The organism is Oxalobacter paraformigenes (assembly GCF_000158475.2).
Taxonomy (GTDB): domain Bacteria; phylum Pseudomonadota; class Gammaproteobacteria; order Burkholderiales; family Burkholderiaceae_D; genus Oxalobacter; species Oxalobacter paraformigenes.
This window is the reverse complement of sequence record NZ_KI392031.1, coordinates 1,718,667-1,736,689: the sequence shown is the minus strand read 5'-3', so window position 1 is coordinate 1,736,689 and position 18,023 is coordinate 1,718,667. Positions and strand designations below refer to the sequence as shown.

Annotated in this window: 14 protein-coding genes and 1 tRNA gene; 7 read left to right on the top strand and 8 right to left on the bottom strand. The window is 49.7% G+C overall.

Annotated elements, in window-relative coordinates; translation table 11 throughout:
• Positions 1–116 precede the first annotated feature (116 nt).
• Entirely contained in the window at positions 117–1,052 is a 936-nt protein-coding gene (gene tal / locus OFAG_RS12370) for a transaldolase (RefSeq protein WP_005875605.1), read from the bottom strand.
• 372 nt (positions 1,053–1,424) lie between these two features.
• Here tal and OFAG_RS12365 point away from each other — a divergent pair, with 372 nt between their 5' ends.
• Complete coding sequence (locus OFAG_RS12365) at positions 1,425–2,873, top strand: DUF1254 domain-containing protein (protein ID WP_005875607.1); 1,449 nt, start codon at positions 1,425–1,427, stop codon at positions 2,871–2,873.
• Between the two features lie 96 nt (positions 2,874–2,969).
• Here the strand turns inward: OFAG_RS12365 and pgi are convergent, their stop codons facing one another.
• Positions 2,970–4,613: a glucose-6-phosphate isomerase gene (pgi, locus tag OFAG_RS12360; protein WP_005875609.1), complete on the bottom strand. Its 1,644-nt coding sequence runs from the start codon at positions 4,611–4,613 to the stop codon at positions 2,970–2,972.
• A 280-nt stretch (positions 4,614–4,893) separates the two neighbouring features.
• Between pgi and OFAG_RS12355 the strand changes: the two genes are divergently transcribed.
• Complete coding sequence (locus tag OFAG_RS12355; RefSeq protein ID WP_005875611.1) at positions 4,894–5,553, top strand: response regulator transcription factor; 660 nt, start codon at positions 4,894–4,896, stop codon at positions 5,551–5,553.
• Between the two features lie 65 nt (positions 5,554–5,618).
• Here OFAG_RS12355 and OFAG_RS12350 read toward each other — a convergent pair whose 3' ends face one another.
• The 6 genes from OFAG_RS12350 to OFAG_RS12325 form a co-directional block, all read right to left on the bottom strand.
• Positions 5,619–6,812, bottom strand: coding sequence for an HlyD family type I secretion periplasmic adaptor subunit (locus tag OFAG_RS12350; protein WP_005875613.1), 1,194 nt, complete (start codon positions 6,810–6,812; stop codon positions 5,619–5,621).
• Positions 6,796–8,964 (bottom strand): type I secretion system permease/ATPase, encoded by a 2,169-nt coding sequence (locus OFAG_RS12345; RefSeq protein WP_005875616.1) that lies wholly within the window; start codon positions 8,962–8,964, stop codon positions 6,796–6,798. The genes OFAG_RS12350 and OFAG_RS12345 overlap by 17 nt, the downstream gene beginning before the upstream one ends.
• 63 nt (positions 8,965–9,027) lie before the next feature.
• Positions 9,028–9,375 carry a hypothetical protein gene (locus tag OFAG_RS12340; RefSeq protein ID WP_005875617.1) on the bottom strand — a complete coding sequence of 116 codons (348 nt, stop codon included), beginning with the start codon at positions 9,373–9,375 and terminating at the stop codon, positions 9,028–9,030.
• A gap of 260 nt (positions 9,376–9,635) precedes the next feature.
• A complete protein-coding gene (locus tag OFAG_RS12335) occupies positions 9,636–11,627 on the bottom strand; it encodes a bifunctional diguanylate cyclase/phosphodiesterase (protein ID WP_005875619.1) in 1,992 nt (663 codons plus the stop codon).
• A 106-nt stretch (positions 11,628–11,733) separates the two neighbouring features.
• Complete coding sequence (locus OFAG_RS12330; protein WP_231371703.1) at positions 11,734–12,348, bottom strand: transglutaminase-like cysteine peptidase; 615 nt, start codon at positions 12,346–12,348, stop codon at positions 11,734–11,736.
• Positions 12,349–12,545: 197 nt separating this feature from the next.
• Positions 12,546–14,075, bottom strand: coding sequence for a TolC family outer membrane protein (locus OFAG_RS12325; protein ID WP_020995357.1), 1,530 nt, complete (start codon positions 14,073–14,075; stop codon positions 12,546–12,548).
• A 181-nt stretch (positions 14,076–14,256) separates the two neighbouring features.
• Here OFAG_RS12325 and OFAG_RS12320 point away from each other — a divergent pair.
• The 5 genes from OFAG_RS12320 (at position 14,257) to rplT (ending at position 17,937) form a co-directional block, all read left to right on the top strand.
• Positions 14,257–14,333, top strand: a tRNA-Val gene (locus OFAG_RS12320).
• A gap of 394 nt (positions 14,334–14,727) precedes the next feature.
• Positions 14,728–16,635 carry a threonine--tRNA ligase gene (gene thrS / locus OFAG_RS12310; protein ID WP_020995356.1) on the top strand — a complete coding sequence of 636 codons (1,908 nt, stop codon included), beginning with the start codon at positions 14,728–14,730 and terminating at the stop codon, positions 16,633–16,635.
• Positions 16,636–16,685: 50 nt separating this feature from the next.
• The gene (gene infC / locus OFAG_RS12305; protein ID WP_081695703.1) at positions 16,686–17,207 is read left to right on the top strand and encodes a translation initiation factor IF-3; all 522 of its coding nucleotides are present in this window, start codon (positions 16,686–16,688) and stop codon (positions 17,205–17,207) included.
• A 143-nt stretch (positions 17,208–17,350) separates the two neighbouring features.
• Positions 17,351–17,548 (top strand): 50S ribosomal protein L35, encoded by a 198-nt coding sequence (rpmI, locus tag OFAG_RS12300; protein ID WP_005875629.1) that lies wholly within the window; start codon positions 17,351–17,353, stop codon positions 17,546–17,548.
• Between the two features lie 29 nt (positions 17,549–17,577).
• Positions 17,578–17,937 carry a 50S ribosomal protein L20 gene (gene rplT / locus OFAG_RS12295; RefSeq protein ID WP_005875631.1) on the top strand — a complete coding sequence of 120 codons (360 nt, stop codon included), beginning with the start codon at positions 17,578–17,580 and terminating at the stop codon, positions 17,935–17,937.
• Positions 17,938–18,023: the final 86 nt, after the last annotated feature.

The following is an 18,023-nucleotide window of genomic DNA, read 5'->3' as shown; positions in this document are numbered from 1 at the left end:
ACAAGGAATGAGAACAAGTATTAATCAGAAAACAGGTTTCCAAAACCAGGAATGGTGTTTTCTCCACTCAGAAGAAAACACCATTCAGGGACAAGCAAAACGGCCGGTCTGTAGAACTAGCGAAGTTCGTCAATCATTTTTTCCAATTTTACCGTATCTGCACAAAACAGACGGATACCTTCCGACAGTTTTTCTGTTGCCATGGCATCGTCATTTAATGCAAGGCGGAAAGTTTTTTCATCGTAAGAGACTCTTTCAACAGAATCCTGTTTCGCCTGCTCCGGACTCAGTTTGCGCGTGACAGGAGCGTCCGAATCTGACAGTTTCTGTAGAAGTTCCGGACTGATCGTCAGCAGATCGCAACCGGCCAGTTCGACGATTTGCGAGGTATTGCGGAAGCTGGCTCCCATCACTTCAGTCGGATAACCGAATTTGCGGTAATAGTTGTAGATCTTTTTGACGGATTGCACGCCGGGATCGCTTTCGCCTGTGTATTCCTGGCCAGTCTGTTTCTTGTACCAGTCGTATATCCTGCCGACAAAAGGCGAAATCAGCTGGACATTCGCCTCAGCGCACGCAACGGCCTGCGGCAGGGAAAACATCAGAGTCATATTGCAGCGAATCCCTTCTTTCTGAAGGACTTCGGCAGCCCGTACTCCTTCCCATGTCGAAGCGATCTTGATGAGAACACGCTCGTTAGGAATACCCGCTTCGTTATAAAGGGCGATCAGTTCGCGTCCTTTTTCGATGCTGCCCTCCGTATCGAAAGAAAGACGGGCGTCTGTTTCGGTGGAAACGCGTCCCGGAACGATTTTCAGAATTTCCACACCGAATGCAACCAGCAGGCGATCCATAATGGCTGCCGTTGATTTGTCCCGGTTGTCACGTACCGTTTTTTCGAGAAGGGCGTGATACGCGTCTTTCTGGACCGCTCTCAAAATGAGAGAAGGATTAGTCGTCGAATCTTGCGGCGAGTAGCGGCGTATGGATTGGAAGTCTCCCGTATCGGCTACAACGGTCGTGTACTGTTTCAGTTGTTCCAGTTGGTTCATATCTCTACTTTCAAAAGGGGTTGGGCAGTCAAAGTATCACCTGGCGATGCGCATTGAATGCTGTTTTTCAATACGCAAACGGCCAGTTCCAAAAAGATCAATATGGCGGCTATGCAAAAAGAGCAGTATATCGGCTTGGGTTGCTGCCGGCATCTTTCAACAGAAGGGGCCGATTAATGGTGTCAGAAGCCAGTATAAGCGAAACCGGAAGATATTTTTATTGATATATCTGATTAACAAGGGAAATTTATCGTCATATGCAGTAGGATCACTCTCCCTGACAAGGGCGCCATTAAATTTTTGAATATATGTTTCAAATAGTTTGAACGTATGAAATTCAGGCACTTTTTCCTCGGTTTAATGGTGATACTGTTGACGACATCCTGTCATCAGGAAAGGCAGCCTGGCGAAGAGGAAATTACCCAGATAGCCAAAGAAGCTTATATTTACGGGTATCCGATGATCGGCCTTTACGGAGATATGTATATCCGCGCGATCGACAGGGACGGGCGCCGTTTCTTGAAACCTTTCAATGAACTGGCATGGCGTTCCATTTACGATCCCGTTACCGTTTACAAGGCGGAAACTGTCGGCAACATGGATGAGGAACCTTTACCGGATATGGAGCCCGTTCAGACAATCCGTTCCGGCGGGGCGCAATCCGGAATGGCATACGGGAGTGTATGGTTCGACCTGAAAAACGAACCCTGTGTTTTGCGGGTTCCCGGAACTCTGGCAGGGCGCTACTTTTCCATTCAGTTTGTCGATCTTTTTTCCAATACGTTCGACTATATCAGTAACCGGAGAGACGGGAACCGGGGCGGCCGTTACCTGATTGCCTCATCCAGCTGGAAAGGTCAGAAACCTTCTGGCATTGACAGGTTTATCAAATCGCGCTCATCTTACGTGCTGGGGGTGTTCCGTATCCGGATCGAAAGTAGCGGCGATTTGAAAAATGTGGAAAAACTGATGAGCCGATTCAGCATTGTGCCGCTCAGCCGGTATACGGGTACGACAGGGCAGGAGAAGATGACGGTTGTTTCTTATCCGGCGTTCTCGCCGGAAAAAGCCAAAACGCCCGAATATTTTGCCTATCTGAACTTTATGCTGCAGTTCTGTTCCATCCCGCAAGAAGAGAGTGATCTTATGAAACGCTTTGCCCGGATTGGGATTGAACCCGGAAAGCCCTTCGATTACGCAAGCCTGTCTGAAACACGGAAGAAAGCGTTGATTGACGGAATGGCGGCAGGGCAAACTGAACTCGAAGCGCTGGCCCGAGCCGATAGTGGAAAACTGAATCCCGTTTACAAGACAGAAGAAAAAACGGAAGAAAATTATCCCTATCGGGCTTATATGGCTGACAGATACCCTTTCGGCCGGTCGTCGGAAGAAATGCTGGCGATTGTGTATGAAACGGAAGCAGGCCGAAAGAAACTTGTCGGCAGGAACCGATACGAATTACGGTTTGAAAAGGACCGGTTGCCTCCGGTAGACGCTTTCTGGACGCTTACGGTTTATTCATCAGGCAAGAAACCGTCGCTCAAACCGAACAGCGCTTATATCCTCAACTCGGCTTCACAAATACTTCAATTGAACGAAGATGGAAGTCTTTCTATCCCTCTCCAGCAGGAAATACCGGAATCCTTGAAAAGAACCAACTGGCTGTCTGTCCCATCCGGGCCGTTTTTCGTATTGCTTCAATTGTATCAACCCAGAGAAGAAGCGCTCAAAGGTATCTGGTCTCCGCCGCAACTCCGGAATCCGGATGGCGCTGGAGCGGAAAATCGTGCTTTGCCGTCTGTGGTTGTACCCGGAACCTGAAGAGTCGCCTTGTCAAAACCGGATCGTCATGACCGAAAACAGCAAAAGAAACAACACGGAGGGACGCCGCGTTATTTATTGTGGAGCGCAGATGGACTATTTCCGGGCAGCTTTTGCCAGAGCGATCAGGCCGCTGGTTGAGCTGTCGTGAGACCCCTGCTCCGAACTTTCGAGTTCGTTTTGAATACTTTTGGCGAGGATTTTGCCCAGTTCGACGCCCCATTGATCAAAGCTGTTGACGTTCCAGATAACGCCCTGAACAAAAGTTTTGTGTTCATAAAGTGCCGTTAGTGCACCCAGCGTTTCAGGACGCAGAACGTTCATCAGGATCGTATTGCTGGGACGGTTGCCCGGGAAAGTTCGTTGGGCAATCTGGATTTTCATTTCCTCCGCACTCATTCCTGCCGCTTCGAGGTCGGCCCTGACCTGATCGGCGGTTTTGCCGAGCATCAATGCCTCCGATTGCGCGAAACAATTGGCAAGCAGGGCGGAATGATGTTTCGGAAGAGTATGATGCGGAGAGAGTGCCGTTATGAAATCGGCAGGAATGATTTCCGTTCCCTGATGGAGCAATTGAAAATAAGCGTGTTGGCCGTTGGTACCGACATTTCCCCAGATAACCGGACAGCTGTTGTATTCGACGTGTCGCCCGTTTTTCTGCACCTGTTTGCCGTTACTCTCCATTTCAAGTTGCTGCAGATAATTGGGAAAACTGACAAGATCCTGCAGATAAGGGGCAATGGAAACGGAAGAGTATCCCAGAAAGTTCCGGTTCCAGATTCCGACCAGACCAAGAAGCACTGGCATATTCGATGCCAGTGGGGCATTCCTGAAATGCACATCCATAGCGTGTGCGCCGGCAAGAAATTCAGTGAAGTGATTGAAACCGACAGCCAGTACAACAGGTAACCCGATGGCAGACCAGACGGAATAGCGGCCTCCGACCCAGTCCCAGAAGGGAAAAAGATTATCGGGATGAATCCCGAATTTTTCAACGGCCTCCGTATTGGTTGAAATGGCGATAAAGTGTTTTTGCAAATCCCTGACGGTACCGTAATTCAGAAACCAGCTGCGTGCGGAATGGGCGTTCAGCATGGTTTCCAATGTGGTAAACGTTTTGGATGCCACAATAAAGAGCGTCGTTTCAGGCGCCACATTTTTCAGAACGGCATCCAGATCATGCCCATCGACATTGGCGACGAAATGGACTCTTATGTCTTTTACGTGGAAGGCACGCAGTGCCTGACAAACCATACGAGGTCCCAGATCGGAACCACCGATCCCGATATTGACAATGTCGGTAATGGGTTTTCCGGTATAGCCTTTCCATTCTCCGGAATGGACTTTTTCGGAGAAACGATGCATTTTGTCGAGGACGGCATGAATTTCGGGAATGACATTTTTCCCATCGACCAGTACTTTTTCGTATCGTGGCGCTCTTAAAGCCGTATGTAAAACCGCACGGTGTTCGGTGGTATTGATTTTGTCACCCCTGAACATGTCATCCCGTATTTCCTCCAGCCGGCACTCCCGGCAAAGTTCGAAAAGAAGTGCGAGCGTTTCCTGTGTAATAAGATTCTTCGAGAAATCCAGAAACAATCCTCCGGCTGTCAGGGTCATCGCAGGAAAACGGCCCGGGTCGTTTTGAAACAGATCTTTCAGCGACCATTTTCCGGCTTCTTTGGAATGGCTGGCAAGCTTCTGGAAAACCGCTGCATTGGCGAGATTGGTTGAATTCATGGCAAACAGGAAACGAAAAATCAATGGGGGAACTGAAACACGTTCAGGACTAAAAATAGCTGTTATTCAGAATAACACTATAACCGGATTTTGCTGGAAACGATTACGAATGCGCAAGATGAGACGTTCTGTGGTTTTTTCAGAGGCAAAAGTGACGGCTTTGACGATATTTCAAGTGGGGAAATTGATTATCTTGTAATATAAAAACAGGCGCTTAAACGTCCCGTTTAGCTTAAACGGTCACCCTGATTCGTCTTGAATATTGTCGGGATTGAACTTCATGTATGTGATTGCAACGGCGGATGAAAAATTTGAAACCCGATGGAACAGGATTATCGCGAATTCGTCATGGGTCGATGTGGTGGGAAGTATTGCTGAACTGGATCGTTTCCTGAACGAGAAACCGGCGGAAGTGGTCATACTGGACATGACGCTTCCGGAGGCGCGGAATAAGGGCGTATTGAAGGCTGTTACCGCCGCCCGGAAGCCGTCCCGGCTGATACTGGCTGGGGTCTCTTTCACACCCGAATCGGAACTGGCGGCTCTGGCAGCCGGCGCGGTGGCGTGCTGTTCGCCGCTTATGCCTGAATCGGAATGCCGGAAAATCCTCGATGTGGTTTCAAAAAAAGGAGTCTGGTTATCGTCTGCCGGTATTCCGGCCCTGATGGAAAGGTTGAAAGGACTTTCCAGCCGCTCTCCTGTTTCGCCTTATCCGGATCGCGAACCTGTCGCCGCGGGATGGGCAGAGCGCCTGAACAGTCTGACAAGGCGGGAACACGAAATCGCGCGACTGGTCGCGACAGGCGAAAACAACAAAAACATTGCGCGGAAACTGGATATTTCAGAAAGAACAGTCAAAGCCCATTTGACGTCAATATTCGACAAATTGCAGATACGGGATCGGTTGCAGCTGGTCGTTTATCTGTCCGGAAACAGATAATACCGGAGGTGTTTGCCGCGGGAATAAGATGGAAACGGCGCTTTTTAGCGCCGTTTCCATCAAAACTATCTCTCCCGCAACGCTTCCGTTTTTGCCTTGAAAATGGGCTTCAGGAGATAATTCATGATACTCTTGCTGCCGGTTTTGATGCTGGCTGTCGCCATCATGCCTGGAATGATGGGAAGAGGTCTGTCGTCAGAGCCAAGGTAATTTTTCTTGGTTCTGACCCGGACTAGATAAAAACTTTCACCACGGTCGTTCGTAATAGAATCGGCTGAAATATTTTCGACCTCGGCTTCAAGTCCGCCATAAATCGAAAAATCATAAGCCGAAATTTTAACCGTGGCAGGTTGTCCGGCTTTGAGAAAACCGACATCGCTGGGTTTGACGCGGCCCTCGATAAGCAGATTGTCCTCGACCGGTACGATTTCCATCACGTTCATGCCAGGCTGGATAACGCCGCCAACGGTGTTGATGGCGATTGTTTTGATAATCCCTTCAACGGGTGAACGGATAGTCGTTCTGTCGAGACGGTCTTTCGCTGCCGTTTCGGTCGCCGTTGCCCCTTCAAGCTTGCTTTTCGCCTCGTTCAACTGTGACTGCAGCCGTGGAATGGCAAGGCGTGTCGCGTCCATTTCCCCCCGAAGATCGGATACCTGACGCTGCAGGCGCAAAATTTCCACTTCCGAGACGACCCCCTGTTTAAGCAGGGGTTTGGACATTTGCAGTTCCTTGTTGATATAGCCGTAACTTTGCTGGAGCTGTGCAAGACGCGAACGTTTTTCGACCAGTTCCTGTTCCCTTTGAGCGACCTGTTCCTGCAAGACACTAATACTGGCTTTGGTTTCTTCCGCAGAAGAAGCGAAGCGGGTTTCATCCAGTTTCATGACGATCTGATCCTTGTGGACGAGTTCGCCGATTTTGATAGGAATTTCCGAGACGATACCGCCTTCCAGGTTCTGGATGATTTGAACATTACTGGAAGGAATGACTTTGCCGTCCGCTGTCGTGATTTCGTCAAGCCGGGAAAAACAGGCCCATATGAAAGCCAGCACGAACAGGATCAGCGTAAAACGGATAATCAGAAAACTGGCCCGGGGCGGGTTAAGGAAAAAAGCGCTCAACCGGGTTGGCATGAAGGGAATGTCTTCACGCGAAGGAACATTGGGATCATTCGGAGGAAGAATCCAGTTTTTGAAACGGTCAAGCCGTTTTGCCGAGCTATTTGTGCTCTTGGCGTCTTCAGTTTTTTGCGACATGCAACTTTCCTCCAGACAATGCTTGCATCACTTGTTCTTTGGGGCCGTCGGCGATGATCTGGCCGTTGTCCATGACAATCAGGCGATCCACGAGCGCCAGCAGGGAAGCGCGATGCGTGACCAGAAGCAGGGTGTGATTGCCGAGTTGCGCCGCGAGTCGTTTCTTGAAATTTTCTTCCGAGCGGTTGTCGAGAGAATTGCTTGGTTCGTCGAAAATGTAAATCGGAGGGTTCAGCAACAGCGCTCTGGCATTGGCTACCGACTGCCGCTGCCCACCCGACAAGCCTTCTCCCCGTTCGCCGATCGGCATGTCGAAACCCTGCGGGTGACGATTGACGAATTCAGACACACCGGCAATTTCGGCTGCCCGCAGTACCATGGCGTCATCCACGTAAGGGGCACCGAGGACGATATTGTCCTTTACCGAACCGAAAAAGAGCATGACATCCTGTGGGATGTAGCCGATGTTACGTCGCAGATCGGCCGGATCGATCTGTTGAAGATCGACTCCGTCGATCCAGACGGAACCTTCGTTCGGCTCGTAAGTACCCAGTATCAGTTTTTCCAGAGTCGATTTGCCCGATCCGATCCGGCCGATGATTCCGACCCGTTCACCTTGCCGGATACGGAACGAGACATTGTTTAAGGCGGGAATGGTTTGGCCGGGATAAGCGAAGGTGACGCTTCTGAATTCGATATCGCCGCGCAGGCGCGGACGATGAATGTAATTTTTGCCCGGAATGCGTTCGACAGGCAGTTTCATGATGTCATCGACCCCCTGCACCGCCGCACGGGCCTGATAGTAACGTGTAATCAGGCTGGCGACCTGTGCGAGCGGGGCCGTAATGCGACCGGTTAGCATGGAACAGGCAATCAGACCGCCCATTGTCAGTATGTGGCTGGAAATCAGATAGACGCCTACGATAACGACCCCGACATAAGCCAGTTGCTGGAACAGTCCGGACTGGTTCACAATGGCCGTTGTCAAGAGTTTTGACTTCAGGCTCAGGTCACTTTGTTCGCCGATGATTCTTTCCCACTTTCGTTGCGCAACGCCTTCAGCGTCGGCAGCCTTGATCGTATCGATTCCGGTCAAGGTTTCAATCAGCGTGGCGTGTTTTTGCGAACCGACCCGGAAACTCTTTTGAATGACGCTTTGCAGCGGACGTTGAAGGGTGAGAGCCACCAGAATAATCACGGGAATGGCTGCCAGAGGCACCAGAACGAGTGGACCGCCGATCCAAAGGATGATCAGCAAAAACAGAACGGTAAAAGGCAGATCGATCAGGGTGGTGATGGTTGCCGACGTGATGAAATCCCGGAACATTTCGAATTCCTGCAGATTGTTGGCAAGACTGCCTACCGATCTTGGCCGGACGGCCGCTTTCAGCCCCAAAATCTTTTCGAAGATCGCCGATGATAAAATAATATCGACCCGTTTGCCGGCGACATCAAGAAAATAGGCCCTGAGCGTTTTCATGATCAGATCGAAAACGTACACGATGAAAATGCCGATACCGAGTACCCACAAGGTTTCGTATGCCTGATTCGGAACGACCCGGTCGTATACATTCATGGTGAAAAGCGGGGTGACCAGCGCGAAGACATTGATCAGAAACGAGGCAATCAATACTTCCGAATAAAGGGGCCAGGATTGTCTGAAAACACTCCAGAACCAGTGCCGGCTTTCGGGAATGATGTGTTCATGAGCGCGGGAATCAAAGTGGAAGGAAGGCCGGCAGAAAATAACGAAACCGTTGTAAAACTTTGAAAGTTCCTCGGTTGAGATCTGGACTGCACCGCCATCCGATTCGGGCTGGATAACGGTCCAGACGTTGGCTTCGTTTCTGGTGGTGGCAACACAGGCGTTTCCGTTTTTCAAAAGCAGGACAACGGGAAATGTCATGGTGGAAATATCCAGCAGGTTCCGTTTGGTAACCCTTCCGGTCAGTCCTGCACGGTGGGCCGCCCGAAGAAAAAGTTCGGGCGTCAGATGGCCGTTTTCAAGCGGAAGTCCGGCTGTCAAGGTTTGCGCCGAAAAGGGGCGCTGGTAAAGCCGGGTCATGATGACCAGACAGCGCAGTAACGGATCGTCCGACATCAACGCGTCAAGAGGTATTTTCCATTCTGGAGGGGGATTGGTATCTGTCATTTGGACTGTTCCGATGAAGTGGAAACGGAATGTGTTTCTTTAGGTAATTGAATAACCGGCCGGTTACAAAAGCGCGTCGTCCTGTACGATGATATCGTTCGACTGATCGAGTTGTTCGCGGGTATTTTTTTTGTTCAGAATCTTTTGCTGCGCTGCCGGCGGAAGTTCGGAAAAAAGAATGACGCCTTTTGCGGTCAACAGGTCGATAAGGTCTTCCAGAATCCGGATTTGTTGCAGATCCTGTGCCAGCAGTTCGAAATATTGTTTGTTTCTATCAGAAACGGAACTGCCTCCGGCCAGGAATTGCAGGACTTCAGGGCTGTCGAGGCTGAGTTGCTGATCGTCTGGCCGGACGGGTTCAGCAGTAAGCGCAACAATTTCTCCCTGCTGGTTTCGCTGTACATAGGGCATCGTTTTTTATCTCCGGCAGGTTGTTTAAAGGGTTTGCACAAAAGAACGCAACCTGGATCGGGAAAGCCCTACCGTTTTTGTCGATTGATCGCAGCACGTTTTCCTGTTGAAACGTTTTGTTTAAGCAGTATTATTTTAAGCTTAAACGGGATATTTGTCTTGGCGGATGGGAGAAAAGAAGTGAGAGAAGACGTTTCCTGAAAGAATCGTTGGAAATGTGCCAAACAGTTCCTTTGTTTTTAACGATTTGCGCAGCTTTTTCACGAATTGTTCCTGTCTTCGGGAATATTGCTCATCCAGATTTCAGGACGGTGCAAAGCGTAACCCTGCAAGCCGTCCACATGCAGGTTTTTGACCAGTTCCATTTCTTTTTCATTTTCAATGGATTCCGCAATCACGCAGATATCCTGGGCGTGGGCCATGTTGACGAGTATTTCCACAAAGCGTTGATTGTCCCTGTTTTTGTCGATCAGCCGGATAAAACTGCCGTCGATTTTCAGATAAACCGGTGTCAGTTTGCCAATGGAACTCAGCGTCGTGACGTTGCGGCCAAAATGGTCGATGCCGATGCCGGCGCCTGAAGATGAAACGGCTTGCTGGAAGGTTTGTGCGGCATGCAGATTCTGTGCGATGCCGTAGTCGTCAAGTTCGAACAGGATCCGTTTTGCAAGAGCGGGTTTTCGCGCCAGTTCCGACGAGAGCCAGTTTACGAACTCCGGATCGGAAACAGACGCCGGCATTAAATTGACAGCTATCTTTTTCATTTTGTTTTCCGGCCGGTCGAGCAGATCGAGGACAGTTGCGACGATCATTTTATCCAGTGCCTTTGTAAGGCCGTAATGATGAATCATCGGTATGAAAAGACTGGCCGGTATCAGTTTGTTTTCGTCATTGGCGATACGCAGCAAAACCTCATGATGTTTGACTGAAGGAGGGTCGTCCGGGTTCATGACGGCCTGGACAAGCAGGGTAAATCTTTTTTCCTCGATAACACGGTTTAAAAGCGCGATCCATTGGGTTGCCGTCAGCGTGTCGAATTCACTGATGAGATGGTTCTGATGATAATGCGTGGTATTGGGCCCTTTTATCTGGGCGGCTCTTAATGCCATATCCGCTTCGGACAACAGTTCCGAAAGCGACTGGTTCCAGTGGAAGGCGAATCCGATGTGACCGACTTCGCTAAACGGAGTCAGGCCTTTTCCGTGCAGGCTGGCCATTTCTCTGGCGAAGGCAAGTGCAAAGGCCTCTGCCTGTTTCTCGGTCATCCCGCTGATCGCAACCGCGAAAGTGGTTCCGGATAATCGCGCGGTCAAAACTTCGTTTACAGAAAACCGGGTGACCTGTTGGCGGATCAGTTGGGCAACACTTTTCAACAGGGTGTCCCCGGCCATGTGACCTGATTTCTTGTTGATTTCGGCAAGATGGCTGATTTCGATAAAAAACAAGGCGCCCAGTTCGAATCTCGATCCCGATTCGATCATTTGCTGCAATCTCATCGTGAAGTAGGTACGATTCGGCAGTCCGGTTGTTGTGTCGGTATAGGCTTCGTTACGGATGCGTTCCAGCGTTTCTTCCTGTTGGTTAAAGAGTTCCTTTATTTTGGAAGACATGAGATTCATGGCCGTTACCACATCCCGCAGTTCGCGCGTCCAGGGAATTTGTGCCTGAATGACGTATTCCTTGTTGGAAATGGCTTCCGCCTGTTTCTGGACCGCTTTAAGCGGGCGCAGCACATAATGCAAAACGATCATGACCAGCCCGAACAGCACGGCGAACCCGATCAGGAAAAGATAAAAAGACTGGACACAGGTTGACCATAAGCGAATGTAAGCGAATTCGGGATGAGCGCTTACTTTGACGGAACCGGCCTGGGTCCAGCCACTCATGATCAGGCTTTCGCCCTGAGGGGTTTGCAAGGGAAACATATTGATGAACCAGTTCGGCACTTTTTCGACAGGATGGCTGCTGATCCGTTCGATGAGAGGTTTTCCGTCGATGTCGGAAATGACGATTTCACGATAATAACCGCTGTCGTACAGTGCGTTGACATGGCTTTCAATCACCACCATATCGTTTTCCGCCATGTATGGCGACAGCGTGAGACCCAGTGACGTTGCCATATCCTGCGAAATACTGTTTAACTGGTCATTCAGATACGCGCGTGTATTGTGGACATTGATGGCAAATGTTCCGATGAAAAGCAATACAAAAAGCGTTGCAATAATAAAAGTAAGTTGTCGCCGTAAAGTCATAACGGTCGTCTCCGGTTCATGGCATTTTAACAATAAAAAACAAACTGTTTAATTCTTTGTTTTTTTATCGGCAATTGTTTTTCCTTGCACCTGCAGTTATCCATTTTCAAAATTCTTTCCCCATCCTGTTTTGCATTTCACGCCAGAACCGGATTTTGCTTGACCCGCCAACACGTCCCAGATTGCGCGATTTGATGATCCAGAGGCCGTCACCGTTGAAGGCATAGACCGGCGTCAAATCCGGCCGTTGGCTGGCCGGTTTGATTTGACGGTTCAAACTGTCCAGGACAAGCGGTATCGAGTTGGGGCGGGCGTAATAGGTCAGAACCATATGCGCAATTGTTTTATTGTTGACGCGTGCCTTGACATAGGTGATTTTCAGTTTGTCAGGATCGACATTCAGGGCGACCAGAGTGAAGTATTTGGCGATAGCGTAGTCTTCGCAATCGCCTCCGTTACTGGCCAGCATTTCAGCTGGCGTTGCCCAGTAATCGGTCACTCCCCAGTGTTCCTGGTCAGACACATAACGAATGCGATTGAAAAAATCGTTAACGATCTGAAGTTTTTCTGTTTCCGGCCTGTTTTGAGCGTTCTTTAAAAGGTTTTCCCACTCTTTAAGCCGTTTTTTTGCGCTGATGCCGTATTTTGTCGCGGCACTGTTTAGGTAAGCGGCGGTCAAGGGCGGCAGTACATCGGCTGCGCGAAGAAAAACCGGCAACATAGTTGCCAGGAAGATAACAAAAAGAAGGCGTCCGAAAAAAGGAAATGTCCGCTTGTATTTCATGGATAAGAAAAGCATAAGACAATTTTTCGGAAACGGTTTTTCGATTATCGCATAAATGGATTTCGTGCGTAAAAACATACCGGCAAACCGTAAAAGTTTGCCGGGTATTGGACATTGGCAAGCCGGAAGGTTTGTTATTCCGCTTTTTGAGGAATGAGATCGGGCTGCGGTTCAAGGACGGGTTCTTTTTCAAGAGAGGAGGTTGCCTCTAGCGGTTCGGCAGCCGTCGTCTTTTCATCTGGCTCTATTTCCAGCTCGGGCTGGGCAGGTTCTTCCTGAACGACGGATTGTGGTGTCCCGGTTTTTTTGTAATCGCTTTTGGACCAGGGATTGCTGTGTTCGACCCGTTGCGAGGGATCGCTCTCGACAAGCGGTTTGACGTCCAGTGAAGCCAGCAGATTTCCCGTATCGGCCATCAATCTGTAGCGCGCAAACAGTTCCATATATTGACCGTTCACATATTCGACAGTTGATGTGTAATATTCGTTTTCCGTATCGAGCAAGTCAATCAGGGTGCGCTGGCCGATGGCAAACTGTTTCGTATAGGCGTCGCGGGTTGCCAAGCTTGATTCGGCATGCTGTTGCAGATTTGGAAGACGTTCATGGGCGGAAACATAGGTGTTCCACGACAGACTGGTGCTTTCGTCAAGTTGCATCAAAGTCCGCTTCATGATTTCTATGGCCTGGTACGAGAGCTGTTTGGTTTCCCCCAGCCGGGCATAATCGGCGCCGCCCCGAAGAAGATTCCAGTTCATGCGAAGCATGGCATATCTGGAATCGTTTTCTCCTTCGACGCCGCCAGAGTTGTCAATATAGTTCAGACCTGCCTGAATATCGAATCGGGGGCCAAACGCCGATTTTGCTGCGTCATATTGGGCATTCGCTGCGTCGATATCCGCTTTGGCCTGCTTTAAAAGGGGGTTATTGTCACGTGCTTTTTCAATGGCGTTTTCAAGACTTTGGGGCATGATTTCGTCAGATGGGCCGTCTGGCTGGACAAGATCGTCCGGAAGTATGCCGGTATAGCGCTGGTAAGCAATTTCCGCATCCCGCAGATTGGCTTCTGCTGCTATCAGATTCGATTTGGCCAGAGCCAGACGGGCTTCCGCCTGATCGACGTCGGAACGCCTGCCGATGCCGCTTGTAGCTCTCAATGAAATCTGGTCGTAGGTTTTTTGATGGTTTTGCAGATTTTCCTGCGTCAACCGGACATTTTCGCGAAGACGGAGCACGTTTAAATAGGCTTCAACCACTTTCAGGGCAATCTGCTCGGAAGAGCCTGAAACCTTGTAAGCTGCCGATTGCATGCGGGCGCGATTGCGGGCGACTTCATTGGCTGTCGCGAAACTGTCGAAAAGCATTTGTTGCAAGGTAACGGATTTTTCCTGACGGGTCAGGTCGTCGCTCCAGCGGTAGCCGGTATTACTGTTTCTGGCCTTTTCCTTGCCGACGCCCCAGCCGATATCGACTTTCGGCAGGTAACCGCTGTAGGCACCCAACAGCGCTTCATCGATAGCACGGCGTTGCCGGATATCGATGGCCACATCCGGATTGTTTCTCAAGGTGTAATCGACCGCTGCCGTCAAGGTTGTCTGGGCAGAGACGACTCCTGAAAGAATCAGAAATGCGCTGCAAACTGCCGCAGGAAGAAATCTCGATTTCATACTTGTCTCGTAAATAACGGGTATTGTCTTGGCAAGAATATTTAAACATGACGTTTAAATTTTTTAGACACTTTTAATTACCCTTTTTATAATACCCAAGCTTGCTTGTGTTGTCTTTCCGCTACAGCGATTTTTAAATGGCTGGCGAATTTAAATGTTTTAAAGCTATAATTATATCTTTAGGCGCGTAGCTCAGCTGGTTAGAGCACTACCTTGACATGGTAGGGGTCGTTGGTTCGAGTCCAATCGTGCCTACCATTTCTTTTGGGTTCACCCCACCTTTCTGTTTTTCTGTTTCCTTATTCTAAATCTTTTGGATCGTTCATATTTCGAAAAAGAGCGTAGTGGGGAGATTTCGTGCTAAAAAAAGACATCTTTTCAAAACAGGTTGGTTTGCCAGCTCATGAAGACGTGGCCAGGTAAAGAAGCGGGAGTTGTCTTAAGCGGCAAGCGCCTGTTTCCGGATTTTCGTTTTGAGCATGTCACCTTCCGTGCTAAAGTGAGTAAAATTTCGACAGTTCAGTTGCAGATACAGTCAGGTTTTATCTGTATAATTATGAAGTGTCAGGAAACGCGGCCGGCCCGCGTTTTTTTGTTGTATTGCTGATTGACGGTCAAGTGCCGTCTTTTTGTGTTGGTTTTGGAGATCAAAATGATTTCAGTTCGTCTTCCCGATGGCTCGAAGCGTGAATTCGGCGAGCCGGTAACCGTTTCGCAAGTAGCTGCCTCCATCGGCAGCGGTTTGGCAAAGGCCGCTTTGGCAGGTAAAGTGGATGACAGACTGGTCGATACATCCTATTTGATCGATCATGATGTCGATCTTTCCATTGTTACCGATCGGGACGTTGAAGGGGTCGATATTTTGCGCCATTCGACTGCCCATCTGCTGGCTTATGCGGTCAAGCAGCTTTTCCCTGAGGCGCAGGTCACGATCGGGCCGGTTATCGAAAACGGTTTTTACTACGATTTTTCCTACAAGCGTCCGTTTACGCCGGAAGATTTGCAGGCGATAGAAAAGAAAATGACCGAGCTGGCGCGTAAAAATGAAACGGTAACGAGAAAAGTGTTGCCGCGGGATGAGGCTGTCGCCTATTTCAAATCCATCGGGGAAGATTACAAGGCGGAAATTATCGAATCCATTCCGCAAAATGAGGATGTGTCTCTTTATACCAGTGGCGGTTTTACCGATTTGTGTCGCGGGCCGCACGTTCCGGCAAACGGGAAGCTGAAAGTTTTCAAGCTGATGCGGGTTGCCGGCGCGTACTGGCGGGGCGATTCGAAAAACGAAATGCTCCAGCGTATTTACGGTACGGCCTGGGCGAAAAAAGAGGATCAGGACGCATACCTTCATATGCTTGAAGAAGCCGAAAAACGCGACCACCGGCGGCTGGGCCGCTCACTCGATTTGTTCCATTTTCAGGACGAGGCGCCGGGCCTGATTTTCTGGCATCCCAAAGGCTGGACGATTTGGCAGCAGGTTGAGCAGTACATGCGCAAAGTCTATCGGGATAACGGATATCAGGAGGTGAAAGGCCCCCAGATTCTGGATCGTTCCTTGTGGGAAAAATCAGGGCATTGGGACAACTACAAGGAAAACATGTTCACGACAGAATCGGAAAATCGCGTCTATGCGATCAAGCCGATGAATTGTCCGGGTCATGTGCAGATTTATCGTTCCAATCTGCATTCCTATCGCGAATTGCCTTTGCGTTATGGCGAATTCGGCCAGTGTCACCGTAACGAACCCTCCGGTTCGCTGCATGGGATGATGCGGGTGCGCGGTTTTACGCAGGACGACGGCCATATTTTCTGTACGGAAGACCAGATTCTGGATGAATGCGTGGCATTTACCGATCTGTTGAAAAAAGTCTACAAGGATTTCGGATTCACCGATATTATTTACAAGGTCGCAACGCGTCCCGAAAAACGCGTCGGATCGGATGAGGCGTGGGACAAGGCTGAAAATGCCTTGATCGAATCCCTGAAACGTTCCGGCTGTGAATTTGAACTGTCGCCGGGAGACGGCGCTTTTTACGGACCGAAAATCGAATACACCTTAAGAGACGCAATTGGCCGGATGTGGCAATGCGGCACTATTCAGGTCGATTTTTCGATGCCGATGCGGCTGGGCGCCGAATATGTTGCCGAAGACAACACACGCAAGATACCGGTCATGATCCATCGGGCTATTCTGGGCTCGCTGGAACGGTTCATCGGGATCCTGATTGAAAACCATGCCGGCGCGATGCCCCTATGGCTGGCTCCGGTTCAAGCCGTTGTTTTGAACATTTCGGACGCTCAGGCCGAATATGCGAAAAGTGTTGTCGAAACAATGAAAAAAGCGGGTTTGAGGGTTGAAGCCGATTTGCGAAACGAAAAGATTACCTATAAAATACGCGATCATTCTGTCAATAAAGTGCCTTATCTGCTGGTTGTCGGGGATAAGGAAAAAAATGGAAATACTGTCGCCGTTCGCGCTCGTGGCGGGGTTGATCTGGGAGCGATGAGTGCAGACGAACTGATAGCCCGCATGGAAAACGAAATCAGGGCAAAACAGTAGGATCGTTCATCTGTGAACGGACGACATAACGTGATAAGTAAGGAGTCAACATAGCTACTGACAAGTCTCATCGCATCAACGGCGAAATTACGGCTCAGGAAGTGCGTCTGATGGGCGTGGATAATGAGCAGATTGGTATTGTAAGTCTTCAGGAAGCTTTCAAACTGGCTGAAGAGGCCGATGTGGATCTGGTCGAGATTGCGCCGAATGCCCGTCCGCCCGTTTGTCGTCTCATGGATTACGGCAAATTCAAATATGCCGAGCAAAAGAAAGCGCACGAGGCGAAACTGAAGCAGAAAGTGATTTCCGTCAAGGAAGTCAAATTTCGTCCGGGAACGGATGAAGGAGACTATAATATCAAGTTGCGCAATCTGATCAAGTTTCTGGAAGACGGCGACAAATGCAAGGTCACATTGCGTTTCCGTGGCCGTGAGATGGCGCATCAGGATATCGGTTTCAGAATGTTGGAGCGTTTGAAACAGGATCTGGATCCATACGGTCAGGTTGAACAGTTTCCGAAAATGGAAGGCCGCCAGATGGTCATGGTGCTGGCCCCCAGGAAAAAGAAATAGAATCTGCTTCCGTCGTGACACGGCGGAAAAAGAACAGCGGTTCTCCGCTGTAAAACAAGTGTGAGCAGGCCTACAAGTGCAGCAGAAGTGCGGCCACCTGCGATCATATAAAAAAGGAGTTGTCCGAAAGGACAAAAAGTTATATGCCAAAAATGAAAACCAAAAGCAGCGCGAAAAAACGTTTTCGCGTTCGTCCGGGTGGAACCGTGAAGTGTGCGCAAGCCTTCAAGCGTCATATCCTGACCAAGAAAACCACCAAAGTCAAACGTCAGTTGCGCGGAATGACCAATGTCAACGCGAGTGATGTTTCTTCCGTATTGCGCATGATGCCAAGCGCATGATCCACTAACACGAATAACAAGGAAAGAATATGTCCAGAGTAAAACGTGGGGTCACCGCGCGGGCCCGTCATAAAAAATTGCTTGCCGAAGCCAAAGGTTATCGTGGTCGCCGAAGCTCGGTTTATCGCGTAGCGAAAGAAGCTGTCATGAAGGCGGGGCAGTATGCCTATCGTGATCGCCGGAACAAAAAACGGGTATTCCGTGCCCTGTGGATTACGCGTATCAACGCCGCAACCCGTGAACTGGGAATGTCCTACAGCGTATTTATGAATGGTCTGAAAAAAGCGGCAATCGAGCTGGACCGCAAGGTACTGGCCGATATGGCTGTGGCAGACAAACCTGCTTTCGCTGCAATCGTCAATCAGGTTAAGGCTGCTATCGCGGCTTGATCGTCTTGCAGTATGCATGGAACGGGGCGGGGCAAGGGATGAACTTGCCCCGCTTTTTTATTTTTCTGTTGTCCGACAGGAACAAA